Genomic DNA, 23,772 nt, shown 5'->3' on the forward strand with positions numbered 1-23,772 from the left:
ATGAACCTGATTCTGTTGTTGGTATTGGTAGTGGCCGCTGGTGCGGTATTGAGTGTGCAGGCCGCCATCAATGGCCGCCTCGGGCAGGCGGTGGGCGTATTGCGCAGCAGCCTGCTGACCTTTGTCGTGGGCGCGATCAGTACCGGGTTGCTGATTCTGTTCTTTGAGCCCGCCCACGCGGTCAGCCTGCTGGACGTGCCGAAGTGGCAACTGACCGGGGCGTTGTTCGGGGTGGTGTACATGATGGTAATGGTCGGCGCGGTCCCGATTGTCGGCACGGCAGTGGCGACGGTGGCGGTGATTGTCGGGCAGTTGGGCATGGGCATGCTGATCGATAACTTCGGCTGGCTCGGCAACCCGGCGATCGAACTGTCCGGCAGCCGCATCGTGGCGATGCTGTGCCTCGCGCTGGCCCTGGTGTTCATGTACCGCAGCAACGCTCGTCGGGCTGACTGACGGGCCTTTGAACCTTGAATCGTTGCCTATAGTCATTGCTTGAGGTGTCGGCGTTCGCCGCACCTGGACGACCACGAAAAAGGAGTCTGACCATGCAAGAGAAAACATGTGCCTGCCCCCACTGTAACTGCCAGTTGGGGAAAAACGCGGTGATGAAGGATGGCAAGGGCTATTGCTGCCAAGGCTGCGCCGAGCATCATGCCCATGGCGAGCCTTGTGCTTCGGCGACCGGGTGCGAGTGTGCCAAGTCGGCGCACGGCTAACGCCGGCTGCCTCCTGTAGGAGCGAGCTTGCTCGCGAAACACCCGAGAGCGACGCGGAGCACCAGGTGCCCCGCGTCATCGTTAACGACCTTCGCGAGCAAGCTCGCTCCTACTGTTTCACGCGCTGGGGCGCGCATCCGAGCGGCGCCATTGCACGTTTTCGATGCCGAATTTCTCGGCCTGGGGCTGGCTCGTCTTCTTCACCTGCTCACGGGCAAAGCGCCCGATGCGGCCTACGCCGGCGTCGCAGCTCGCCCAATGCCAGGCTTCGGCGTTGTCGAGTTTTTCCAGGCGGATGATGAATGACTTGGGCTGGCCATGCAGCGTGTAGTCGATCACGAAAAGTTTTGCGTTAGTCATGGATCCGTAAACCCTCCTTGTGTCTTTAAGTGACCCTGCGCAGGCAGTAAAAATTCACTCGGATTGTCCGGTTCACGTCTTATCATGGCGTTCCATCCTTGAACGATGTGTCTTCCATGGCCCTTGCCGCGCCTCCCGACCTCAGTGATCACGCCGTCCCCGTGCAACCCTTGGCGCGCACCTACCCGCGTGGGTTGTATGTCGAGCCCCATCAACACGATTGGGGCCAGTTGCTGTATGCCATGAGCGGCGTGATGTGGGTCGAGACACCCCGGGAAGCGCTGGTGGTGCCGCCCCAGCGCGCGGTGTGGCTGCCGCCGGGTGTCGAGCATGGGATTCGCGTGGTGTCGGACTTGCAGATGCGCAACATTTACCTGCGCCCGGCGCTGGCAGCGACCCTGGACAGCCAGGTGCAAGTGATCGAGGTCGGCGGGCTGCTGCGCGAACTGATCGTGGCGCTGGTGGAGCAGGGCGACAAGGGGGACCAGGCCTATTACGAAGCCGTGGTCGGCCTGGCCCTGCTGGAACTGCAACGGGCCCGGCGCTCGCCGATCCGTATCGCCTTGCCCGTGGGCGCCGACCGACGCCTGACCAGCGCCTGCCAGGCGGTGATGGCGTCACCGTCCCTGGACATTCCCTTTGAACAGCACGCCGAAGCCGCCGGCGCCAGCGTACGCACCCTGGCCCGGCTGTTCCAGAACAGCCTGGGCATGGGCTTTGCCGAGTGGCGCCGCCAGGTGCAGTTGGCCACCGCCGTGGCCGAGTTGATCCAGGGCCAGTCGGTCAGCGCGATCGCCCGTTCCCTGGGTTATTCGCCGAGCAGTTTCAGCGACATGTTTCGCCGTGAACTGGGGATGGCGCCGTCGCAGTATCCCGTCTGAGGCTTGGCCGAAATCCTGAAGCACTTGGCCGATGCTTCGGTTTCAGGCCCCCTACACTGACCGCATCAACCCTTGCTGCGGAGTGTTCCATGAATTACCTGATTTCCTTGGCCATCGGCCTGTTGGTCGGCGTGATTTACGGTGCCCTGGACTTTCGCTCGCCTGCGCCTCCTGCCATCGCCCTGATCGGGCTGATGGGCATGCTGATGGGCGAGAAGCTCTGGCCCATGGGCCGGCAAATGGTCAGCGCCTGGTTCTCCTGAAACCCTTTTTAACCTCGATGGATATTGGTCATGAAAGCACTGCAATTTTCCGCCACCGGCGATCTCGCTGCCCTTGCTTACGTTGATGTCGCCACGCCGGTGCCGGCGGCCGGTGAAGTCCTGGTGCAGATCAAGGCTGCCGGGCTGAACCCCAGCGACGTGAAGAACGTGCTCGGGCGTTTCCCCTACACCACCTTGCCACGCATTCCCGGGCGGGACTTTGCCGGGGTGGTGGTGGAAGGTCCGCAGGAGCTCGTTGGCCAGGAAGTCTGGGGCACGGGTCGCGACCTGGGCTTTTTCGCCGACGGTTCCCACGCCCAGTACCTCACCGTGTCGGCCAAGGGCGTGGCGCACAAGCCCAGCCACCTGAGCTTTGCCCAGGCCGCCAGTCTCGGCGTGCCGTACACCACGGCGTGGGATGCGCTTGAGCGCAGCGGTGTAACCAAAGGCACGCGCTTGCTGGTGATTGGTGCCAATGGGGCTGTAGGCAGCGCGGCACTGGCCTTGGCGAAGATTCGTGGGGCCCAGGTGCTCGGGGCCGTGCGTCGGCCGGAACAGGTCGAGGCCTTGCGCGAGCAGGGTTTCGAGGGCTTGTTACTGGGCCAGCCGGAAGCGCTGGGAGGGCAGGTCAATGCGCTGTTCGGTACGGGCGCCGATGTGATCTTTGACACCACCGGCTTCTGGTTGCCGGCAGCGGTGGCGGCGCTGGCGCCTTTTGGCCGTATCGCGATCATCGCCGCGCCGGTTGACGGGCACGTGCAACTGCCGGCCCTGGCGTTGTATCGCAAGGGTGGTTCGGTGGTGGGGATCAATTCGCTGCTCTACAACTGCGAGCAATGCGCCGTGATGCTGGAGCAGTTCGGGCGGTTCTTCGATGAGGACTTGTTGCCGCTGCCGACCGGTTTGCGAGAAGTGTCGCTGGCCGACGGTGTGAAGTGCTTTGAGCAAGTGAACCAGGGCAGTGCCGACAAGATTATCTTCCTGCCCTGACCCGCTTATTGTGGGCGCGGGCTTGTGTGGGAGCGGGCTTGCTCGCGAATACGGTGTGTCAGCCAATACATTCGGCACTGATCCACCGCTTTCGCGAGTAAGCCCGCTCCCACATTTGATCTTTGTTCAGGCTTCGGGAACGCCTTTTTCCCACGCCGACCAGTTCTTCAGAATTGCCTGCACCAGCGGATTACCGGTGCGATACAGGTTCTCCAGCGCCGGCACAAATCCGCCCTGGTCCGCATACTTCAGCAGGTTGTCCACTTCGCTGTAGCCCGGGTACGGCCGATCAAAGTCGGAACCGGCCCGCACCACCGCCAGGCGATTGATATCCACCAACCCTTCACGGCTGGCCCGCAGCAACGCTTCATAGGTGGAGTTGTCTTCCTGCTGGGTGGTGCAGTACACGCCTTTATTGTCCGTCAGCAATTTGGTCCAGACCTCGGCGCGCTCACTCAGGCGCGTCCCGGAGAACCAGGTATTGCCCGCCAGGGTGTCGCACTGGGTGACCTGCGGCGGCTGATTGGCCGGCGCGTACGGATAGTGTTTGCGCCAGGCCGTGGACTCCTTGCTTTCACTGAGCTCGACTTTTTGCGACAGCGCAAACGCCTTGGCTTGCAGCTTGGGATTGAGCTCGAACACTTCGGTCTTGTAGTCCAGCGGCGGCTTCTCGTTCGGCCCCTTGGTATTGATGCCGATATAGCCGGTCGGCCAGTCCTTCGGCGCGTCCCGTGAATCCAGTTCCCATTGGGTTCCGAATTCCACCAGGTAATGGGCCCACGCGGCGGTGCCGATGGTGCCATGGTGCGGGTTGATCCCGGCGATCCCGGCGATCAGGAAGTAGCTCTGGCGCAGATCGAACTTGGGCGACAACGCCAGCGCCAGGGTCGAGGCGGCAGCGTTGGTCTGGCCCATGCCGGTCACCAGCAGGCACACGTCCTGGGTGTTGCAGCGGATCACTGGATACTCGGCCGACAAGCCTGGCACGCGAACTTCCTGCTTGAGTTCCAGGCGGTCGATCCAGTTCTGCGCTTCGGGGGCGAACATGGTGATCAGCATCACCTTGGGCTTGATCGGGGCCGGGGCATCAGCCAGCACGACATGCGGCAACAGCGCCCCGGCGGCCAGCCCGATGGCGATTGAAAGGCGGGTAAAGGTCTTCATCTACTGCTCCTTGTTCACACTCAGAATTGATAGCCCACACCGGCGTAGTAACCCCAGCCGTTGGAGCGGGCGCGGAAATTACCGTCGCCAAAGTTCAGCTCGCTGCCGTCTTCCCAGTTGCCGCCGTTGTGGAAGTAACGGCCTACCAGGGTGAAACGCAGGTGAGTGAACGAATACAACAGCACGTTTGTTGCAACCAGGGAGTTGGCGGTGCGCGCGGGGTTGTCTTTGTGCAGATCCGAGCCGAAATCGTAGTTGGTGAAGCCGATATAGGTCAGCGACGCACCATTGTCGAAGCTGCCGATGGGCACGATGTATTTCATCTGCGCACGGTAGCCGTCCCATGAGTATTCGTTGCTGGCGCCGTAGTTTTCCCACTGGTAACGGCCATAGAAGTTGGCCGACAGGTTGACCCGCGAGTGGGTCTCGATGTCGGTGCCCAGGCCGCTGTACAAGGTGTTGGCACGGTTGTCCTTGTTGCTGCCGTGGTCGTAGATCCAGTCAAACGCTACATACCATTCCTTGAACGGGCCGATGGCCAGGCTGCGACCGGCCAGGTAGTCGATGGAGATGCGCGGTTCGTGCTCCATGAACACCGGCGAGCCGTGGTCCCACGCGCCTTTGTCGTTGCTGTTGCCGATCCCGAAGATCTTCGGGATGTCGACGTAGCCATACAGTTCGAACGGGCCCTTGCGGCCGAAGTATTCGTACTCCAGGTACACGTCATCGGCGGGTTTGGGGCCGAAGCTGATGTCTTTGCTGCCGATCACCGTCAGGTCCTGGTTGAACCAGTCCGACAGGTACACGCCTTTTTTCGACGGGCTGGCTTCCGGGGCCAGGGCTTCGCCCTGTGCTGAGTCATCGGTGGGTTTTTCCTGCGCCAAAATGGGTCCGCTGAGTACTCCCGTAACGGCAGCCAGTAGCAGGGAAACAGCAAAAGGGGTAGCCGACGCGGATCGTCTGGAAGTGGGTTGCATTGAAAATCCCTGTTCGTACGCGGTTGGGGCCCGATTCTTCGGGTTGAGGTGAACCTGGTTGCCAAGTTCGTTCCGCAAACGTTTGCACAGGTTGTACCAATTTGTGTCAATTGTATGAAGGAATTGAGAAAAGTGGGAAATAGTCGGCCTTGTGGTCAGAAACGTAACGGACCGGGTAAAGGCGTGTGTGGCATCCTGCAGGACCTCGCACTGGGAGTCGCCCGATGTTCGATCACTATTTGAAACGCTGGAACCTGACACCCGAGGGTGACGCCATCATCACCCCCGGCAGCGACCTGCTGCCGGTGCGCTGGGACGGGCAGCCGGCGATGCTCAAGATCGCCCGCGAGCCCGAGGAAAAGCTCGGCGGCGAATTGATGACTTGGTGGGCCGGCAAGGGCGCCGCCCGCGTGTTTTTCCATGACGGCGATGCCGTGGTGATGGAGCGCGCAACCGGCCCGGGTTCGCTGATGCACATGGCCCTCAACGGCCAGGACGATGAAGCCAGCCGCATTGCCTGCGCCACCGTGGTGTTGTTGCATGCGCCGCGCCCGTCGCCACCGGCGGGCTTGCACTCATTGGAGCTCTGGTTCCGCTCCCTGTGGCTCGCCGCTGAGGGTAAAGGCGGGCGGATACGCGAGTGTGCCGCCACGGCGCGCAGCCTGCTGGCGTCACCTCAGGAACCGGTGGTGCTGCACGGTGATGTGCACCACGACAACATCCTCGATTTCGGCCCCCGGGGCTGGCTGGCGATTGATCCCAAGCGGGTGGCCGGCGAGCGTGGCTATGACTACGCGAATTTGATCTGCAATCCGGATTTGCCCACTTGCACCGATCCGGCGCGATTTACACGCCAGGTCGAGATCATCGCCGGGGCTGCGGGCCTGGAGCGCCAGCGCCTGTTGCAATGGGTTGTGGCGCACGCCGGTTTGTCGGCGGCGTGGTTTCTGGAGGATGACCAGCGACACCGCGCCGATGGGGAGCTGGAAGTGGCACGCCTGGCTCAATGCGCCTTGGTAAACGGCAGCGCCTGATCGCCATTGCGGTTAAACAGGTACATCGCGGTTTCCCGGCGATATTCGCTGGGCGTCTGGTTCATCTCGATGCGAAAGTGCCGGTTGAAGTTGGAGAGGTTGGCGTAACCCACTTCAAAACAGATATCGGCCACTGACATCTCGCTTTGCAGCAACAGGCGGCAGGCGCGCTGCACCCGGAACTTGCGCATCAGGTCGATAAAGCCGTGGCCGGTGACGCGCTTGAAAAAACGCGAGAAGCCCGGTTCGCTCATGTCCAGCCGTTGGGCGATCACCGACAGCCGCAGGTCGCCGGTCAATTCCGTCATCAGGTATTCGAAGGCCTTGTGGATACGCTCCGAGCTGCGGGCATCCAGGCTTGGCGTGTAGCAGGCACTGGCCAGGCAATGGGATTCCCCGGAGGGTGCCTGCCCCAAGGTATGCAGTAACTGGATGAACAGAATCAGGCGCGCCAGGCCCTCGGCGGGGCCGATGGACTCCAGCAGGTGCGCAGCCTTCAGGGCGGTTTCACCGGTGAATTCCAGGCCGCGCCGGGCCCGGTCAAACAGGCCTTGCAGGTCGCCCAGCTCGGGCAGCGTGGTGCGCAGGGCCAGCAGTGCGGCGCCGTCGAACTGCAACACCACATCGCGCCCCGTCAGGTACTCGCCGGGGGCCAGGTCGCCGATCCAGTCGTGGGGCAGGTCGGGGCCGATCAGTGCGACATGGCCGGCGCCAAACGCACCGATGTAGTCGCCCGCCACCAGCTTGCCGCTGCCCTGGCGGATCAGGTGGATTTCAAATTCGGGGTGATGGTTCCAGCGGGCCAGCTCGAACGGATAGTCATGTTCGTACCAGCGAAAGCCATGCTCGGGCTCGGCCAGAATCACTTCCAGCTCGGCGGGGCGCTGCTCGAAAAGGGCGGATCGGCTTGCAGGCATGGGCTTGGCCCTTCTGGGCTTTTTGGAATGGCACCAAAATACGCCCTTTGTCCAAGTAGCCGCTACCCCGGGTTTTGCCCGCCACTGATACTTTTTTGATCTTGGCGATGCGGTTAAAAAAGTATCAGCCAGGCATCCGCCATTCGTTTGTCCGGCTCCGGGCAAGCTGCTGTAATCGGGCCGTCAACAACAAAAACAATAAGTGGAAACCGCCATGCTCAAGATTCCGAAAGCGCTGTTCCTGCTCTCCGGCCTCACGCTCGCGATGGCCGCACATGCTGCCGAAACCGTGACCATCGCCACGGTCAACAACAGCGACATGATCCGCATGCAGCGCCTGTCCAAGGTGTTCGAAGAGCAGCACCCCGAGGTGAAACTAAACTGGGTGGTGCTCGAAGAAAACGTCCTGCGCCAACGCCTCACCACCGACATCGCGACCCAGGGCGGCCAATTCGACGTACTGACCATCGGCACCTACGAAACCCCGTTGTGGGGCGCCAAGCACTGGCTGGAACCGATCACGCCGCTGCCCGCCGACTACGACGTGGAAGACATCTTCCCCGCGGTACGCCAGGGCCTGTCGGTGAACAACACCCTCTACGCGTTGCCGTTCTATGGCGAAAGCACCGTCACTTATTACCGCACCGACCTGTTCAAGCAGGCCGGCCTGGCGATGCCCGAGCATCCGACCTGGACCCAGCTGGGCGAGTTCGCCGCCAAGCTCAACCAGCCCGCCAAGGACCAATACGGCATGTGCCTGCGGGGCAAGGCCGGCTGGGGTGAAAACATCGCGTTGCTGAGCACCATGGCCAACGCCTTTGGTGCACGCTGGTTCGACGAGCAATGGAAACCCGAGCTGACCAGTCCCGAGTGGACGGCGGCGGCGAACTTCTACGTCAACACCCTGAAAAACTATGGCCCGCCGGGCGTCTCCAGCAACGGTTTCAACGAAACCCTGGCGCTGTTCAACAGCGGCAAATGCGCGATCTGGGTCGACGCCAGCGTTGCCGGCTCGTTCACCACCGACAAAACCCAAAGCAAAGTCGCCGACAGCGTGGGTTTTGCCGCCGCACCCACCGAGGTCACCGACAAGGGTTCGTCGTGGCTGTACGCCTGGTCCCTGGCGATCCCGGCCACCTCCAAGCACAAGGACGCCGCCAGAGCCTTTATCACCTGGGCCACCTCCAAGGAATACATCCAGCTGGTAGCGGATAAGGACGGCATCACCAACGTACCGCCGGGCACGCGCCAGTCCACCTACAACGCGGCGTACCTGGCCGCGGCGCCGTTCGCCAAGGTGACCTTGCAGATGATGCAACACGCCGACCCCGCGCACCCGTCGGCCAAACCCGTGCCGTACGTGGGCATCCAATACGTGACGATCCCCGAGTTCCAGGCCATCGGCACCTCGGTGGGCAAGCTGTTTTCGGCAGCGCTCACCGGCGGCATGACGGTCGACAAGGCACTGGCCGAGGCGCAGTCCACCACCGAGCGTGAAATGAAACGCGCCGGCTACCCGAAATAATCACCTCAGGGACACTGCATTGATGAATCGACTGGAAGGTAAAAGTGCGCTGGTCACCGGCAGCGCGCGGGGCATTGGCCGGGCGTTTGCCCAGGCCTACATCAACGAAGGCGCGACCGTAGCCATCGCCGACATCAACCTGGAGCGGGCGCGGGCCACCGCCACGGAGCTGGGCCCGAAAGCCTACGCGGTGGCGATGGATGTCACCGACCAGGCGTCCATCGATGCCGCGATTGCCGCCGTGGTGGCGCAGGCCGGCAAGCTCGACATCCTGATCAACAACGCCGCCTTGTTCGACCTGGCGCCCATCACCGACATCACCCGCGAGAGCTTCGACCGGCTGTTCTCGATCAACGTCGCCGGTACGTTGTTCACCTTGCAGGCGGCGGCCCGGCAGATGATCAAGCAGGGGCATGGCGGCAAGATCATCAACATGGCCAGCCAGGCCGGGCGCCGGGGTGAGCCTCTGGTGGCGGTGTACTGCGCGACCAAGGCGGCGGTGATCAGCCTCACGCAATCGGCGGGGCTGAATCTGATCAAACAGGGCATCAACGTGAACGCCATCGCGCCGGGAGTGGTGGACGGCGAACATTGGGACGGGGTGGACGCGATGTTTGCCAAGCACGAAGGGCTGCCGCTGGGCGAGAAGAAAAAGCGCGTAGGAGCAGAGGTACCGTTTGGGCGGATGGGGACTGCCGAGGATTTGACCGGAATGGCGGTTTTCCTCGCGTCCAAAGAGGCCGACTACGTGGTTGCCCAGACCTACAACGTCGACGGCGGCAACTGGATGAATTGAGCGGGACGCAGCTCCTCGAACCATCGCAGATCAAAAACTGTGGGAGCGGGCTTGCTCGCGAAAGCGTTGTATCAGTCAATCTAGCCGGCGACTGACACTCCGCATTCGCGAGCAAGCCCGCTCCCACAGTTGATCTTCATTGTCCTGGGAAGGGGGCTTGGTCTTATTCGGCAAAGCTGCGATCAAAGAAGTACACCGCCCCAGGCTTCAGATTCTCCACTGTCGCCTGCGGCCGTCCGCCCTCGCCATGCTTCTTGCGCCCCGTCTCCCGCAAAAAACCGGCCTCGGTCAACTTCAGCAACCGCTGGCGAATACTGGTCTTCAGCACCGGCCGCGCCAATACCAGCGAAAAGATCGTAGTCGCCTCCGGCGCACTGAACTCATTGCCCAAAAACATCAATGGCAAGCTGCTGTACAGCGACTTGGAAAACAGCCTTTCCTGTACCGCTGCCACAATCGCGTTGTGATCGAAGGGCAGCTTGACCCCGCCAGTCGCCACGGCATCAACAGAGCACCACTTTTGATGCCCCCCCAGCTCCACCTCATCAGCCACGATCGCCAGGTAATAGGTCGACGACGACCAGCAGCGCGGATCGCGAAACGCATCGCCCACCGTCCCCACTTGCTCATACCAGGCCAGCGGCAACCCAACCTTGTCACTGGCCCGCAACCGCTCCACGGCATCCTGCAGGCTCAGATCTAGCACGCCGCCATTCACCACTACACCGGGCAAGGCCCAGTGCCCGGCGAAGGGCTCGGCGTCGCGCTGGTTGAGCAATATCTTCAGTTCCCCGGATGCACGGCAATAGAACAGCACGCACAAGTCCACGGTGTGCAGGTAGGCGCTAAGGGTTGGGGCGTGGTCTGGCATGTCGGGTCCTGTTGGCAGCGGTGGGGCACAGTCTAACGGATCAAACGGGTATGTCGTGTACTTGATCCAGGATAGATAACAAAATGTTTCTTGCCATGAAAGTACATGACGTGTACTTTTATATCCAGGCCACAGGAGAACACGACCATGACCGTCTCTAAGAACGCTATCGCCTCATTCGACGTTGACGCCCAGAAGAGCTTCACACCGCTGTGCCCCAACGAATTGCCGGTCGCTGGTGGTGACCAGATCGGCGCCGAGCTCAATTACATGGCCAGCCTCGCCGCGCGCCGTGTCGGCAGCAAGGACGCCCATACCCCGCACGCGCCCTGGGTGGTGCAACAGCACAGCGAGATGCTGCAACCCACCGGGCTGGTACATGCCGATGTCACCTGGGTCGCCCACTGTGTGCCCGGCACTGAAGGTTTCACCCTGTTGGACGAATTGCCCACGCCCTATGACTACGACTACTTCATCTGGAAAGGCGTCGAGCCCGACCTGCATCCCTACGGCGCCTGCTACCACGACCTCCACGACAAACTCTCCACCGGCGTCATCGAATACCTCAATGCCCAGGGCATCCAGCGTGTGATTGTCGGCGGCCTGGCCCTGGACTACTGCGTCAAGACCACCGCCTTGCAACTGCTCAAGGCCGGTTTCGAGGTGATCCTGCACCTGCCGGCATGCCGTGGCATCAGCGAGGAGGGCGGTGTGCAGGCGGTCAGCCATTTGCAACAAGCAGGCGTTGTAATTACCCGCAATCGGGAAGAACTGGCCGCGATGGCCGCGCGTTAAGGAGTACCTCATGGAAAGTGCATACGACTACGAAAACGCTGTGATCCAGGGCCTGCTGGACACCGACTACTACACCTTCACCATGATGCAGGCCGTGTTGCACCAGCACCCGAATGTCGATGTGGAATACCAGTTCATCGTCCGCTCCAGAGAGAAACTGGGGCACCTGATTCCCGAGCTGCGGGTGGAGCTGGAAAAACTCGCCGGCCTCAGCATGCGCGAAGGCGAGCTGCGCTTTCTGTTCAACCAGCGCCGTGAGTACTTGACCCCGGATTTCGAGCGCTTCCTGGGGCTGTTCCGCTTCAACCTGCGCTATATCCACGTCAGTGAAATCGACGGCCAACTGAACGTCCGCGTGGTCGGCCCGATGCTGCACTGCATCATGTTCGAACAGCCGGTATTGGCCCTGGTCAGCGAGCTGCGCAACCGCGACAAATACCCCGACGTCAGCCTCGAAGACGTCACCCGCAAGCTCTACCAGAAATTCGACTGGCTGGAGAAAAACCTCACCCGCGACGAACTGGCCGACCTGCGTGTCTCGGACTTCTCCACCCGCCGGCGGTTGTCGTTCAAGGCCCAGCGTGAAGTGGTCGACATCATGCGCCGCGACTTTCCCGGCCAGTTCATCGGCACCAGCAATGCGCACCTGGCCTACGAATTCGACCTGCCGCTGATCGGCACCATGGCCCACCAGTGGCTGATGGTGCACCAGCAACTGGGGCGGCTGCGGGAAAGCCAGAATGCGGCGCTGGAAAACTGGGTGCGCGAATACCGTGGGCGCTTGGGTATCGCCCTGACCGACTGCATCAGCACCGACTTTTTCCTCAAGGATTTCGACCTGTACTTTGCCAAGCTGTACGACGGTTTGCGCCAGGACTCCGGTGACCCGATCGTCTGGGCCGACAAGGTGTTGGCCCGCTACAAGGAGCTGGGCATCGACCCGATGACCAAGGACCTGATGTTCTCCGATGGCCTGAATTTCGAGAAATGCCTGCCGATCCTGCGGCACGTGCGGGGCAAGGCCAAGTTCGGCTTTGGCATGGGCACCAGCCTGGCCTGTGATGTCGACGGAGTGGAGCCGCTGAGCATCGTGATGAAACTGGTGCGGGTGCACGGCGAGCCGGTGGTGAAATTCTCCGATGACCCGATCAAGAACGTCTGCGAAGACGCCTCGTTCCTGCAGTATGCGGCGCAGGTGTTCAACGTCGGCAACGTCAATCCGCAACTGGGGGTGTGACATGGACACTCAGGCACGTATCGCACAAGAACTGAAGATCAACCGGCTGCTCGGCAAGGGAGGCGAGGGCGCTGAGCTGCAACGGCGCATCGACTTCATCAAGGGCACCTTGCGCCAGTCCGGCTGCCATGCGCTGGTGCTGGGCATCAGTGGCGGTGTCGACTCACTGACCGCCGGGCGGCTGTGCCAACTGGCAGTGGAACAACTGCGCAACGAAGGCTACGAGGCGCGGTTTATTGCCATGCGCCTGCCCTATAAAACCCAGGCGGACGAGCGCGACGCCCAGGCTTCCCTGGACTTTATCGCACCGGACCGGATCGAGACGCTGAACATCGCCGCCTGCGTCGACGGGCTGATGGGCAGCCTGTCTGCCGCGCAAGCCAGCGCCGAACGCATCGACTTTATCAAGGGCAACGTCAAGGCCCGGGCGCGGATGATGGCGCAGTACGCCGTGGCGAACCTGCACAACGGCCTGGTGGTGGGCACCGACCATGGCGCGGAGGCGCTGATGGGGTTTTTCACCAAGTTCGGTGACGGCGCCTGCGACCTGGCGCCGCTCTCAGGGCTGACCAAGACCCAGGTGCGCCTGCTGGCCAGCGCCCTTGGCGGGCCACGGCAGTTGGTGGCCAAGGCACCGACTGCCGACCTGGAAGAACTGGCACCGGGCAAGCCGGATGAGTTGGCGTATGGCTGCAGCTATGACGAGATCGACCGCTACCTGATGGGCGAGGCAGTGAGTGAGCGGGTGAGGGCGATTGTCGAGAGCGCCTACCTCAAGACCGCCCACAAGCGAGCATTACCGGCGGTTCCCGACTAAGACTTCCTGTTCCTTCCCGGCACTGTTGACGTTGACCGTACGCGCCACGCTCACGCGGTCACCGTCAAACCCGCATACCACCCGATCGCGAAACGCGGTTTGCGGGTAGATCCAGGTCATCTCCAGCGTCCCGGTATCCAGCCAGCGCGCGCCGGCAACGATCTGCGCATCCTTGAACTCATAACCGTGGTGCAACGCCCGGCCCGGCATGTTGGTGGTGCCGGCGATCCAGTGATCAATCCCCACCTCTAGGGCATGAGTCGCCTTGCTGTCGGTCAGTTGGAAGCGCAGTACATTGCCTTCGACGGCGAACGCCAATTGCTGCACATCCAGCCCGTTGGGCTCTACCTGATACACGCCCGTGAAATCTCTCGGCCCTGCACACGCTGAAAGCAACTCAGGCCGCTGTGCCATGCTCGCCAGACGTTGCTGCAACCGTGCATCCGCTTCGGGTTTGACCGTGCAATCATCGCCAAACGCCGCCGGAAAATGCCGCTCGACAAACGGAGTCAGCTCCGCCGAATTCTTCATCCCGCCGATCACCACCAGCGTTGCACCGTACTCGCGGAACACCATCGCCATCTGCACAAACACCCCGACAGCGCTGAAGGCGTGTGCCGGTTTCATCATCCAGTGATAACCGTAGCGGCTGTCCGGCCCGCCTTGTGGTCTGGTGGCCGCTGCAACCCAGGCCGCCGGTAGAACCTGCTTGCCATGCCACACGCCGCCTTGTGCATGCAGCACACCCAGCTTGAGCATGGCCGAGGTCGGCGCCTTCAAGCCATTGCCGCCGGGATTCACGCCATCGGGGCCGATGTCCCAGCTTTCATTATGGATATCCAGCGGTACAAACAGCCGGGGCTTGAGGTACGCGTGCAAGGTTTGCCCGGTGACCTTGTTGATCAGCGCCGAGAGCATGTAGCTGGCCGCACTCGTATAGACGTAGGTGGTGCCCGGTGCATAGGCCAGCGGTATCTTGAAGAACTCGGCAATCCAGCTGGTCTCGATCCCCCGCCACACTGACCCCGAGGTATTGGCGGCGTGGCCGGTGCGCATGGTCAGCAGGTGTTCTACGGTCATGTCCGCCAGGCGCGGGTCGGCATCCACCGGCACACACTCCGGAAAGAACGCCACCAGCCGGTCATCCAGTTTCAGCAAGCCTTCATCCACGGCCAGGCCAATGGCGCAGGCGGTGAAGCTCTTGGCCACCGAGTGCAATACCCGCGGCTCGTTGGGGTCCACCGGCCAGCTCCAGCCTTCGGCGACCACGTGGCCGTGGCGGTGCAGCATCAGGCCTTGCAGGTCGAGGCCGGCCGCTTTCACTTCATCGAGAAAGGCAATCAGGTGCTCGGGATCAACGCCGACGCTGCTGGCGCTGGCGCGGGACAAACCATCGTAGGACATGGGCATAAACAGGCTCGTAGGGGGAGGGAAATCAACGGCTGCGGTGCACCAGCCGCGAATAGGAAATCAGCATGCTGGTCAGTTCCTGGCTGACGCTGGTGAGCGGCGACGAACGGCGGCTGATCAGGCATACATCGCGGGTCGCCAGCGGTTCTTCGATGGCGATGGTGGTCAGGGCGCTGGAGAACAGCTTCATCCCCGGCAGCATGCGCGGTTCGATGGTCAGGTAATCGGTTTCCGAAACGATGTGCAGGGTTTCCAGCAACGAATCAGTGGTGATCGCAATCTTTGGCGGCGCCAGGCCCTGGGTACGGAACAGCTCGATCAAGCGGTTCTCCGCGCCGCCCACTACGCCGGCCGGGCGTACGCTGATCCACTGGCAGTCGGTGAGGGCTTGCACGGATTTTGCGTGGGCCTGCGGGTGGCCCTTGCGCGCAATGATGCCGGCGTTTGAGCTGTAGAGGCGGTCGATGGCCAGGTCGATATCGGCCACGTTGGGCGCCAGCGGGCACAAGACGAAATCCAGGCGGCCATCGCGAACTTTTTCCACCAGGCCCTTGGTAGTGCCGCTGGCCACGTGCACCTGCATGCGCGGGAAGCGCTGGGTGAAGTTGCTCAGTACCGGCAGCAGCAATTCGGCCAAGGGTTCGGAGGTGACGCCCAGGGCGATATGGCCTTCGGGCTCGCCTTTCCAGGGTTGCAGGTCGAGCAGGGCACGTTCGCAGTCGAGAGTGATGGAACGGGCACGGGCCAGGAACACCTCGCCGGCCGGGGTCAGGTTGATGCCTTGGTTGGAGCGTTGCAGCAGCACCACCCCGAGTTCCTTTTCGAGGGTCTGGATTGACTGGGTCAATGTGCTTTGGGCCACATCCAACTGGCGTGCGGCCGAGCGGAAGCTGCCTTTTTCAACCACGGAGCAGAACGCGCGAAGATGGGTGAGGGTCATGACGGTGGGCTCGCTCAGTGCTGCATTTAAACCATTGAATGCCAGCCAGCTTATCTGATGACTATAGGTGAGCACAGATCGGTCTGGATGATCGCGATCATTATTTTTGATCAGGAAAACCCCATCTTTTCCAGCTCAAGGCCCTGATTTCTCGGTACGGTAAGGCCAGGGCAACCCACGGACGGTTGATGATCGGATAAACCGAGCCCGATCACTCGGAGCGTTCTTCTCAAGTTGATTGGGGGGCGAATAAGATCGGTCCAGGAACATTCGCAAACCGTAATCAGCGACTAAAACAACAACAACTATTCAGGTGTTCGGCCGTGCCTCTTTTTGGTCCTGCCAGCGTCCGAACCCAAGCGTAAGGATCATTCAAGGTGCATTTATCATGAACAAGACTTTATTCCTGGCTGGCGCCTTGTCCGCCGCGCTGGTGGGCACTGCCCACGCCGAGAATCTATTGAAAGTCGCGTTGAACGCCGACATTCGCAGCACCGAGCCAGGCGTCAACCGTGACACCAATTCCGACGCCGTCATCTTGCACATTACCGAAGGACTGGTGGCCTTCCGTGAAGATGCCACCGTCGGCCCGCTGCTGGCCAAAGACGTGCAGGTGTCCGACGACGGCCTGCGCTACACCTTCCACCTGCGCAACGGGGTCAAGTTCCAGAACGGTGCGCCACTGACCTCCGCCGAAGTGCTGTGGACCTGGAAACACTACCTCGACCCGAAAACCCAATGGCGCTGCGCCCCTGAATTCGACGGCCATGGCGGCGCGAAAATCGTCGACATGAGCGCCCCGGACCCACTCACCGTGGTGTTTACCCTGGACAAGCCCAACGGCCTGTTCCTCACCAGCACCGCGCTGCCGGAATGCGGTGGCAGCGGCATCCTGCACCCCGACTCGGTGGTCGACGGCCAGTGGAAAGCCCCCATCGGCACCGGCCCGTTCCGCCTGGGCGAGTGGAAGCCCGGCCAATACATCGACCTGCTGCGCAACGCCAACTACACCCCGCGGGACGAGAAAGAGCCGGATGGCTACACCGGCAATAAAACCACGACCCTCGACCGCGTGCGCCTGCTGGTGATCCCGGACCCGGCGGCGGCCAAGGCGGCCTTGCTGTCGAAGAACGTCGACCTGCTGATTGACGTCACGCCGCTGGACGCCACCGAACTGGCTGCCAACCCCGGCATCAAGGTCACCTCCAGCGGCACCATGTCGGTCAACGCGTTGCTGTTCCAGACCCGCGACCCCTTGCTCAAAGATGTGCGCCTGCGCCAGGCCATCGCCCATTCGCTGGACTCCGCACAAATCGTCGCCGCCCTGACCGGTGGCCGTTCCCAGGCCAACAATTCGATGGTCGCCAGTGGCAGCCACTACCACCAGGCAATCGAGAACCAGGGCTTCGATTTCGACCCGGCCAAGACCGCCCAACTGCTGCGGGAAGCTGGCTATAAAGGCCAGCCAATCAAACTGATCGTCAACAAGCGCTACGCCGCGATCTTCGACATGGGCGTGTTCGTGCAAGCCATGGCCAAGGCCAGCGGCATCAACCTGGAACTGGAAACCCTGGAGTGGGGCACCCAGCTGGAGCGCTACCAGACCGGCAACTACCAGATGATGGCGTTCCCGTATTCCGAACGCCTTGACCCGGCCCTGAGTTTCGACTCGATGACCGGCGACAAGGACAAGGAAGCGCGCAAGGTCTGGGACAACCCCCAGGCCCAGGAATGGCTGCGTGAAGCCCAGCGCGAAGGCGATATCAGCAAGCGCCAGGCGCTGTTCGACCAACTGCATCAGCAGATGCTCAAGGACGTGCCGATGATCCCGATGTACAACGGCAACGCCATCGCCGCCAGCCGTGATTACGTCAAAGGCCTGCGCACCTGGCCGGTGTCCAAGCCGCGCCTGTGGACCGTCAGCGTTCCTGCGACCGGGAGTAACTGAGGATGTTGCGTTTCATCTTTCAACGGCTGGCGATGTCGATCCCGACCTTGCTGCTGATCTCGCTGATGGTGTTCGCGATCATCCGCCTGGTGCCCGGTGATCCGGCGCTGCTGATGCTCGGCGACATGGCCGATGCCCACAGCCTGGAGGTCGCCCGTGCGTCCCTGGGCCTGGACCAGCCGCTGCCGCTGCAGTTTGTGATCTGGCTCAAGGCGGTGCTCAGCGGCGACCTCGGGCATTCCATCACCACCAATGAAGCGGTGTTGCCGCTGATCCTTGACCGCTTCCAGGTGAGTGCCGGGATCGTGCTGGTCTCGGTGTTGCTCGCGGCGTTGATTGCGGTACCGGCGGGCTTGCTCTCGGCGTGGAAACAGAACAGTTCCCTGGACTTTGGCGTGGTCTCCACCGCGACCCTGTTGCTGTCGATCCCGAGTTTCTGGCTGGGCCTGCTGTTGCTCTACTCGTTCGGCATCAAGCTCGGCTGGCTGCCGGTGGTGGGTTACGTGTCGTTCGGCCAATCGCCGTGGCAGGCCTTGAGTTTTATCGTGCTGCCGATTGTCACGCTGACGTTGGTGGAACTCGGCGCGATCACCCGCATGGCCCGGGCCAGTGCAATTGAAGTGCTGCGCCTGGAATACATCACCCATGCCCGCGCCAAGGGTTTGTCGGAGCGGGCGGTGTTGTGGCGCCATGCGCTGCGCAACTCGTTTGCACCGACCCTGACCCTGATCGGCCTGATCCTCGGCAACCTGCTCAGCGGCATCGCGGTGCTCGAAACCGTGTTCACCCTGCCAGGTATCGGCCGGCTGATGGTCGACGCCATCTACGCCCGGGACTACCCCGTGCTGCAAGGCTGCCTGCTGCTGGTGACCTTTGTTTATGTGCTGGTCAACCTGTTGGTGGACCTGCTGTACCCGCTCTTCGACCCCAGGGTTAAGTTATGAATAAGCCTCTACCTGTCGCACCCGAGGTGCTGTTGCCGGCACCGGCGCGTGCCCCCAGGGCCTGGCGTGTGCCGCCGCTGAACGCGCTGATCGGTGCGCTGCTGCTGGCCTTGTTGTTGATCATGGCCTTGCTGGGCCTGGTCTGGACGCCCCATGACCCGTTGGCCTTGAACCTGCTGGCGCGCTTGCAGGCGCCCACCGCCGCGCACTGGCTGGGCACTGACGAGTACGGTCGCGACGTGCTGAGCCGCCTGATGATCGGCGCGCACACCAGCCTGTGGGTGAGTGTGTTGACGGTGACGCTGGCGATCACCGCCGGCACGGTACTGGGCCTGCTGGCCGGGTTCCTGCGGGGCTGGGTCGACCGGGGCTTGATGATGGTCAACGATGCGTTGCTGGCGTTTCCCGGGATCCTGCTGGCCCTGGGCTTGATGGCGATCATCGGCCCGAGCCTGTACGGCATCGTGTTTGCCTTGAGCCTGGCCTACACACCGTCGGTGGTGCGGGTGGTGCGCGGCACGGTGTTGTCGTTGCGCGAGAAAGAGTTTGTCGAAGCCTCGCGGGTGATCGGTAACTCCGAGCTGTACACCATGCTGCGGCACATCGCGCCGAACTGCGTGGCGCCGGTGTGCGTGCTGGCCACCAGCATGTTCGGCTGGGCGATCCTGGCGGAAAGCTCCCTGAGTTTCCTCGGCCTGGGCGTCCCGCCGCCGGCCGCCACCTGGGGCAACATGCTCGCCGCCAGCCGGCCGTATATCGCCACGGCCAGCTGGCTGGGGCTGTTTCCCGGTGTCTGCATCGCCATGGCGTTGCTGGCGTTCAACCTGTGTGGCGATGCCTTGCGCGATCGTCTCGACCCGCGGATGAGTAAATGACCATGACTGACATCCTTCTGGCAGTCGACAAGCTGAAAATCCGCGTGGGGGCCAACGGCCCGCTGGCGGTCAATGACCTGAGCTTCACCATCGCCCCCGGCGAAATCGTGGCGCTGGTGGGCGAGTCCGGCAGCGGCAAGACCATGGCCGCCCGCGCCGCCATCGGCCTGCTGCCACCGCCGCTTGAGCAATGCAGCGGCCAGGTGCGTTTCCAGGGCCATGACCTGGGCAGCCTTGCGCCGGAGCAATTGCGCCAGTTGCGCGGGGCGAAGATCGGCATGGTGTTCCAGGAACCCATGGTGTCCCTCAACCCGTCCATGAGCATCGGCGAGCAAATGGCCGAGGGCCTGCGCCTGCACACCAGGCTGAGCGATGCGCAGATCCGCGAGCGCAGCCTGGAGATGCTCGGGCATATCGGCATCAAGGACGCCGAGCGTTGCCTGGCGGCGTTTCCCCACGAGTTCTCCGGCGGCATGCGCCAGCGCATCATGCTCGCCTCGGTGATGCTGCTGCGCCCGGCCTTGCTGATTGCCGACGAGCCCACCACGGCCCTGGATTGCCTGGCGCAACTGGACGTGTTGAAACTGATGCTCGACCTTACGCGCGAGCAGGGCACGGCGATCCTGTTTATCAGCCACGACCTGTCGCTGGTGGCGCGCTACGCCGACAAAGTGGTGGTGATGCGCGAAGGCCGCGCGGTGGAGCAGGGCACCATCGAGCAGATCCTGCTGGCGCCCAAGGCCGAGTACACCCGGCAACTGCTCGAGGCCCTGCCGCGGCGCGGCACCCTGGCAGCCTTGCCCAAGGCGGACCGGCCGTTGCTGACGGTCAAGGACGTGTGCATCGAGCACCCGGGGCCGCGCAGCCTGTGGGGCCGCAGCCAGTTCAAGCGGGTGGTGCATGCGGCCAACCTGTCCATCGCCCCGGGGGAAACCCTGGCGCTGGTGGGCGGCAGCGGCTCGGGCAAGACCACCCTCGGCCGGGCGATTGTCGGCCTGAACAGCCCGTGTTCCGGTGCCATCGAGTTTGAGGGCGTGGACATTCTCAAGGCTGGCAACCGTGACCATCGCCTGCAATGCCAGATGATTTTCCAGGACCCGTATTCGTCCCTCGACCCGCGCATGAAGATTGGCGACATCCTCGCCGAACCCCTGCGCCATGTGCCCGGCATGACGCCCGCGCAGCGTCGTGAGCGGGTGGCGAAAACCCTGGTGGACATCGGCCTGGCGGAACAGTTTGTCGACCGCTTCCCGCACCAGTTGTCCGGTGGCCAGCGTCAACGCGTGGCCATTGGCCGGGCGCTGGTGCGGCACCCGCGACTGGTGATTGCCGATGAGCCGATCTCGGCGTTGGACATGACCATCCAGAAGCAGATCCTCGAGCTGTTCGAACGCCTGCAGGCGCAGTACGGCTTTGCCTGCCTGTTCATCTCCCACGACCTGGCAGCGGTGGAACGCATCGCCCACCGGGTGGCGGTGATGAGCGAGGGCAGGGTGGTGGAAATGGGTGCCCGCGACGAGATCTTCGACCGCCCGCAGCACCCCTACACCCGCAAGCTGCTGGCCGCCGCCAGCCCCTTGGAGAAACTTGAAAACGGTGGCTACCGCATCCGCCAGGGCCCCGTACCGCTAGCGCTGTAACCCAGGACTGACGTCACCCGCCGCGCAAATCGCCGATTTGCGCGAACGGCGAAGCCATGCCCGAAGAACAATAAAAACACCAACCCCCACCCCACTGCCAGGAGCTAAAAAAATGAAAAAATCCCTGACTCAACTCATCACCGGCGTCGGCGTTGTCAGCAGCGGGCTGGTCCCGTCACTGGCCCATGCAGACTTCATCAAGGACAGCAGCGGTACGCTGGACTTGAAGAACTACTACTTCAACCGTGACTACCGCGAGGCCGCTTCCCAGTCGATGCGCGCCGAGTGGGCCCAAGGTTTTATCCTCGGTATCAAGTCCGGTTTCACCGAAGGCACCGTGGGCTTCGGCCTGGACCTGACCGGCATGCTGGGGGTGAAACTCGACTCCAGCCCGGGGCTGTCCGGCACCGGTTTGCTGCAGCGTGACAGCGACAAGAATGTCTCCGACGAGTACTCCAAGCTTGGGGTGACCGCCAAGGCCCGCTTCGCCAAAAGCGAGCTGCGTGTGGGCTACCTGGTGCCGGACCTTCCGATCCTGCAACCCAACACCAGCCGTCTGTTTCCGCAGTCCTTCAGCGGCACCCAGCTGGTGTCCAACGACATCAGCAACCTGAAAATCACCCTCGGGCAGATCGACCAGGCCAAGGACCGTGACTCCACCAACTACGAAGACATGAAGCTGACCACGGTGAGCAAGGTCTACAAGAGCACCGCCCTGAGCGACCAGTTTCGCTTTGCCGGTGGCGACTACTCGCTGACCCCAAACACCTTGCTCAGCTACCACTTCGCGGCGCTGGACAGCATCTACCAGCAGCAATACGTGGGCTTCAAGAACAACTTCGGCGTGGGGCCGGGCACGCTGAAAACCGACGTGCGCTACTTCAAGTCGGACAAGGACGGCGCGGGCCTGGCGGGCAAGGTCGACAACAGCGCCTTGAGCAGCCGCCTGACCTACCAGTACGGCGGGCACAGCATCGGCGGCGGCTTCCAGCAGCAATACGGCACCACGCCGTTTACGTACCTGGACGGCTCCATCACCTACCTGTTCACCGAGTACCAGTTCAGCAACTTCACCCAAACCAAGGAGCGAGCCTGGCACGCCCGCTATGACTACAACTTCGCCGATCTCGGCTTGCCCGGCCTGTTATTTGGGATCAAGTACGCCAAGGGTGATTCGGCTGAAGTGCTCGGCTTCAACCGCGAAGGCCGCGAGTGGGAGCGCGACCTGGACCTGGGCTACGTGGTGCAGAACGGGCCCTTCAAGGGCGTGTCGATGCGCTGGCGCAACGCGCTGAGCAAAGGCAACTACTTCAACGACGTTAACGAGAACCGCGTGATGCTGGGTTACACCCTGGCGCTCTGGTAACCACCCACTGTGGGAGCGGGGTTGCCCGCTCCCACACTGATCGGATTACCAGATCAAGATAGTGTGGGCCGCCCTTACAGACGATCACGCCGGCTCGTTAATATTTCTTCAGCGTTCATCACTCGAATATCGAGATTTCCGGTTTATGAAACTTAAATCACACCCCTTGCTGCAAGCGACACAAGGCACCCACAGGCACGTGGACAGTGAGCATTACGGTGCAATGGGTGCAAGTCGAAAAATCTATATCCAGGCGGCGCTGCATGCCGACGAAACCCCGGCGCTGCTGGTGGCCGCGCACCTGCGCCGGCAATTGGTAGAACTGGAAAATGCCAACCGGCTGAATGCGCAAATCGTGCTGGTGGCCGTGGCCAACCCCACCGGGCTGAGCCAATACATCATGGGCGCGCCCAGCGGGCGTTTCGAACTGGGCAGCGGGCGTAATTACAACCGGGGCTTTCCGGTGCCGTACCAGGCAATCGCCGACAGGATCGAGCACCTGCTGGGCCAGGACATCGACGCCAACCGCCAACTGATCCGCCAGGCCTGGGGCGAATGTCTGCTGGACGCGGCGCCGCTGGACGAATTCCAGTCGCTGCAACGCACCCTGATGCTGCTGGCCCACGATGCCGACATCGTGCTGGACCTGCACTGCTCCCGCGAAGCGGCGATGCATGTGTACACCGGCGAGGCAGTGTGGGCGACCGTGGAGCCGCTGGCGCGCTACATCGGCTCTGAAGCCTCGTTGCTGGCCACCGATTCCCAGGCCAACTCGTTCGATGAGGCGCTGTACCTGCTGTGGGTCAACCTGCGTGAGCGGTTTGGCGATCGGTTTCCGATTCCGGACAGCAGCGTGGCGGTGACCGTCGAGCATCGTGGCCAGCGGGATGTGTCCTATGAACTGGCAGAACATGACGCCACGGCGATCATTGATTACCTGACCCACCTGGGCGCGGTTGAAGGCGCGCCACGGCCATTGCCGGCCCTGCGCAACCCGGCGACGCCGTTGGCCGGCAGCGAACAGTTTTATGCGCCGTGCGCCGGGGTGCTGGTACACCGGGCGGCGGTGGGCAGTCGCATCGAGGCGGGGCAGGCGTTGTTCGATATCGTTGATCCCCACAGTGGGCAGGCCACCACGGTTTGCAGCCACAACACCGGCGTGTTGTACATGCGCCGTGACGTGCGCTTTGTGAAGCCGGGGGATCCGCTGGGCCGGGTGTCCGGTGCCACGCCGATTCGCAGCGGCAAGCTACTCAGCGCCTGATTTGCCAGCTATGGAATACGGTCAAAATGTGGGAGCGGG

The 23,772-nt window shown here is 62.5% G+C and carries 24 protein-coding genes; 17 read left to right on the forward strand and 7 right to left on the reverse strand.

Going from position 1 to position 23,772, the window contains the following annotated elements:
• Together HX839_RS00455 and HX839_RS00460 are read left to right on the forward strand one after the other, a co-directional pair.
• Positions 1 to 456, forward strand: a complete 456-nt coding sequence (locus tag HX839_RS00455) for a DMT family transporter (protein ID WP_003208100.1) — start codon at positions 1 to 3, stop codon at positions 454 to 456.
• Positions 457 to 548: 92 nt separating this feature from the next.
• Entirely contained in the window at positions 549 to 719 is a 171-nt protein-coding gene (locus HX839_RS00460) for a metallothionein (RefSeq protein ID WP_008437063.1), read from the forward strand.
• A 117-nt stretch (positions 720 to 836) separates the two neighbouring features.
• On the opposite strand, the gene HX839_RS00465 is transcribed toward HX839_RS00460, so the two are convergent.
• On the reverse strand, positions 837 to 1,079 hold the full coding sequence (locus HX839_RS00465) for a DUF6555 family protein (protein ID WP_003208104.1): 243 nt from the start codon (positions 1,077 to 1,079) through the stop codon (positions 837 to 839).
• Between the two features lie 116 nt (positions 1,080 to 1,195).
• On the opposite strand from HX839_RS00465, the gene HX839_RS00470 reads away from it, so the two are divergent.
• From HX839_RS00470 to HX839_RS00480, 3 genes are all read left to right on the forward strand, one after another.
• The gene (locus HX839_RS00470; protein ID WP_102369315.1) at positions 1,196 to 1,960 is read left to right on the forward strand and encodes a helix-turn-helix domain-containing protein; all 765 of its coding nucleotides are present in this window, start codon (positions 1,196 to 1,198) and stop codon (positions 1,958 to 1,960) included.
• Between the two features lie 89 nt (positions 1,961 to 2,049).
• Positions 2,050 to 2,223: a DUF1427 family protein gene (locus tag HX839_RS00475; RefSeq protein ID WP_003208108.1), complete on the forward strand. Its 174-nt coding sequence runs from the start codon at positions 2,050 to 2,052 to the stop codon at positions 2,221 to 2,223.
• 30 nt (positions 2,224 to 2,253) lie between these two features.
• Positions 2,254 to 3,213, forward strand: coding sequence for a zinc-binding alcohol dehydrogenase family protein (locus HX839_RS00480; protein WP_177022769.1), 960 nt, complete (start codon positions 2,254 to 2,256; stop codon positions 3,211 to 3,213).
• 126 nt (positions 3,214 to 3,339) lie between these two features.
• On the opposite strand, the gene HX839_RS00485 is transcribed toward HX839_RS00480, so the two are convergent.
• Positions 3,340 to 4,377 carry a purine nucleoside permease gene (locus tag HX839_RS00485; RefSeq protein WP_102369313.1) on the reverse strand — a complete coding sequence of 346 codons (1,038 nt, stop codon included), beginning with the start codon at positions 4,375 to 4,377 and terminating at the stop codon, positions 3,340 to 3,342.
• A gap of 20 nt (positions 4,378 to 4,397) precedes the next feature.
• Positions 4,398 to 5,354: a nucleoside-specific channel-forming protein Tsx gene (locus tag HX839_RS00490; protein ID WP_032899590.1), complete on the reverse strand. Its 957-nt coding sequence runs from the start codon at positions 5,352 to 5,354 to the stop codon at positions 4,398 to 4,400.
• 224 nt (positions 5,355 to 5,578) lie between these two features.
• On the opposite strand from HX839_RS00490, the gene HX839_RS00495 reads away from it, so the two are divergent.
• Positions 5,579 to 6,388: an aminoglycoside phosphotransferase family protein gene (locus HX839_RS00495; protein WP_177066586.1), complete on the forward strand. Its 810-nt coding sequence runs from the start codon at positions 5,579 to 5,581 to the stop codon at positions 6,386 to 6,388.
• Here the strand turns inward: HX839_RS00495 and HX839_RS00500 are convergent.
• Complete coding sequence (locus HX839_RS00500) at positions 6,358 to 7,305, reverse strand: AraC family transcriptional regulator (protein ID WP_177066587.1); 948 nt, start codon at positions 7,303 to 7,305, stop codon at positions 6,358 to 6,360. The two genes, HX839_RS00495 and HX839_RS00500, sit on opposite strands and share 31 nt — an antisense overlap.
• A 214-nt stretch (positions 7,306 to 7,519) precedes the next feature.
• Between HX839_RS00500 and HX839_RS00505 the strand changes: the two genes are divergently transcribed.
• Positions 7,520 to 8,830 (forward strand): sugar ABC transporter substrate-binding protein, encoded by a 1,311-nt coding sequence (locus HX839_RS00505; protein ID WP_134326840.1) that lies wholly within the window; start codon positions 7,520 to 7,522, stop codon positions 8,828 to 8,830.
• Between the two features lie 22 nt (positions 8,831 to 8,852).
• Entirely contained in the window at positions 8,853 to 9,626 is a 774-nt protein-coding gene (locus HX839_RS00510) for an L-iditol 2-dehydrogenase (RefSeq protein WP_008437073.1), read from the forward strand.
• A 163-nt stretch (positions 9,627 to 9,789) separates the two neighbouring features.
• Here the strand turns inward: HX839_RS00510 and HX839_RS00515 are convergent, their stop codons facing one another.
• A complete protein-coding gene (locus HX839_RS00515) occupies positions 9,790 to 10,497 on the reverse strand; it encodes an NUDIX hydrolase (RefSeq protein WP_177066588.1) in 708 nt (235 codons plus the stop codon).
• Positions 10,498 to 10,644: 147 nt separating this feature from the next.
• Between HX839_RS00515 and HX839_RS00520 the strand changes: the two genes are divergently transcribed.
• The 3 genes from HX839_RS00520 to nadE are packed head-to-tail and all read left to right on the forward strand — an operon-like array spanning position 10,645 to position 13,346.
• Entirely contained in the window at positions 10,645 to 11,292 is a 648-nt protein-coding gene (locus tag HX839_RS00520) for a nicotinamidase (protein WP_003208124.1), read from the forward strand.
• Between the two features lie 10 nt (positions 11,293 to 11,302).
• On the forward strand, positions 11,303 to 12,529 hold the full coding sequence (pncB, locus tag HX839_RS00525) for a nicotinate phosphoribosyltransferase (RefSeq protein ID WP_003208126.1): 1,227 nt from the start codon (positions 11,303 to 11,305) through the stop codon (positions 12,527 to 12,529).
• Between the two features lies 1 nt (position 12,530).
• Positions 12,531 to 13,346: an ammonia-dependent NAD(+) synthetase gene (gene nadE / locus HX839_RS00530; protein WP_087694155.1), complete on the forward strand. Its 816-nt coding sequence runs from the start codon at positions 12,531 to 12,533 to the stop codon at positions 13,344 to 13,346.
• Here nadE and HX839_RS00535 read toward each other — a convergent pair.
• Both HX839_RS00535 and HX839_RS00540 read right to left on the reverse strand, forming a co-directional pair.
• On the reverse strand, positions 13,326 to 14,756 hold the full coding sequence (locus HX839_RS00535) for a serine hydrolase (RefSeq protein WP_177066589.1): 1,431 nt from the start codon (positions 14,754 to 14,756) through the stop codon (positions 13,326 to 13,328). The two genes, nadE and HX839_RS00535, sit on opposite strands and share 21 nt — an antisense overlap.
• Positions 14,757 to 14,781: 25 nt before the next feature.
• Positions 14,782 to 15,696, reverse strand: coding sequence for a LysR substrate-binding domain-containing protein (locus HX839_RS00540; protein WP_003208132.1), 915 nt, complete (start codon positions 15,694 to 15,696; stop codon positions 14,782 to 14,784).
• Positions 15,697 to 16,084: 388 nt separating this feature from the next.
• Here HX839_RS00540 and HX839_RS00545 point away from each other — a divergent pair, with 388 nt between their 5' ends.
• From HX839_RS00545 to HX839_RS00570, 6 genes are all read left to right on the forward strand, one after another.
• Positions 16,085 to 17,644: an ABC transporter substrate-binding protein gene (locus tag HX839_RS00545; protein WP_003208134.1), complete on the forward strand. Its 1,560-nt coding sequence runs from the start codon at positions 16,085 to 16,087 to the stop codon at positions 17,642 to 17,644.
• Between the two features lie 2 nt (positions 17,645 to 17,646).
• Positions 17,647 to 18,588: an ABC transporter permease gene (locus tag HX839_RS00550; protein WP_177066590.1), complete on the forward strand. Its 942-nt coding sequence runs from the start codon at positions 17,647 to 17,649 to the stop codon at positions 18,586 to 18,588.
• Positions 18,585 to 19,463 carry an ABC transporter permease gene (locus tag HX839_RS00555; RefSeq protein ID WP_168197512.1) on the forward strand — a complete coding sequence of 293 codons (879 nt, stop codon included), beginning with the start codon at positions 18,585 to 18,587 and terminating at the stop codon, positions 19,461 to 19,463. The genes HX839_RS00550 and HX839_RS00555 overlap by 4 nt, the downstream gene beginning before the upstream one ends.
• Complete coding sequence (locus tag HX839_RS00560; RefSeq protein ID WP_177066591.1) at positions 19,460 to 21,103, forward strand: ABC transporter ATP-binding protein; 1,644 nt, start codon at positions 19,460 to 19,462, stop codon at positions 21,101 to 21,103. The genes HX839_RS00555 and HX839_RS00560 overlap by 4 nt, the downstream gene beginning before the upstream one ends.
• A 112-nt stretch (positions 21,104 to 21,215) precedes the next feature.
• The gene (locus HX839_RS00565) at positions 21,216 to 22,469 is read left to right on the forward strand and encodes an OprD family porin (RefSeq protein ID WP_177066592.1); all 1,254 of its coding nucleotides are present in this window, start codon (positions 21,216 to 21,218) and stop codon (positions 22,467 to 22,469) included.
• A gap of 145 nt (positions 22,470 to 22,614) precedes the next feature.
• On the forward strand, positions 22,615 to 23,733 hold the full coding sequence (locus HX839_RS00570) for a succinylglutamate desuccinylase/aspartoacylase family protein (protein WP_087694149.1): 1,119 nt from the start codon (positions 22,615 to 22,617) through the stop codon (positions 23,731 to 23,733).
• Positions 23,734 to 23,772 lie beyond the last annotated feature (39 nt).

Source organism: Pseudomonas sp. I8001 (genome assembly GCF_013385345.1).
Classification (GTDB): Bacteria; Pseudomonadota; Gammaproteobacteria; order Pseudomonadales; family Pseudomonadaceae; genus Aquipseudomonas.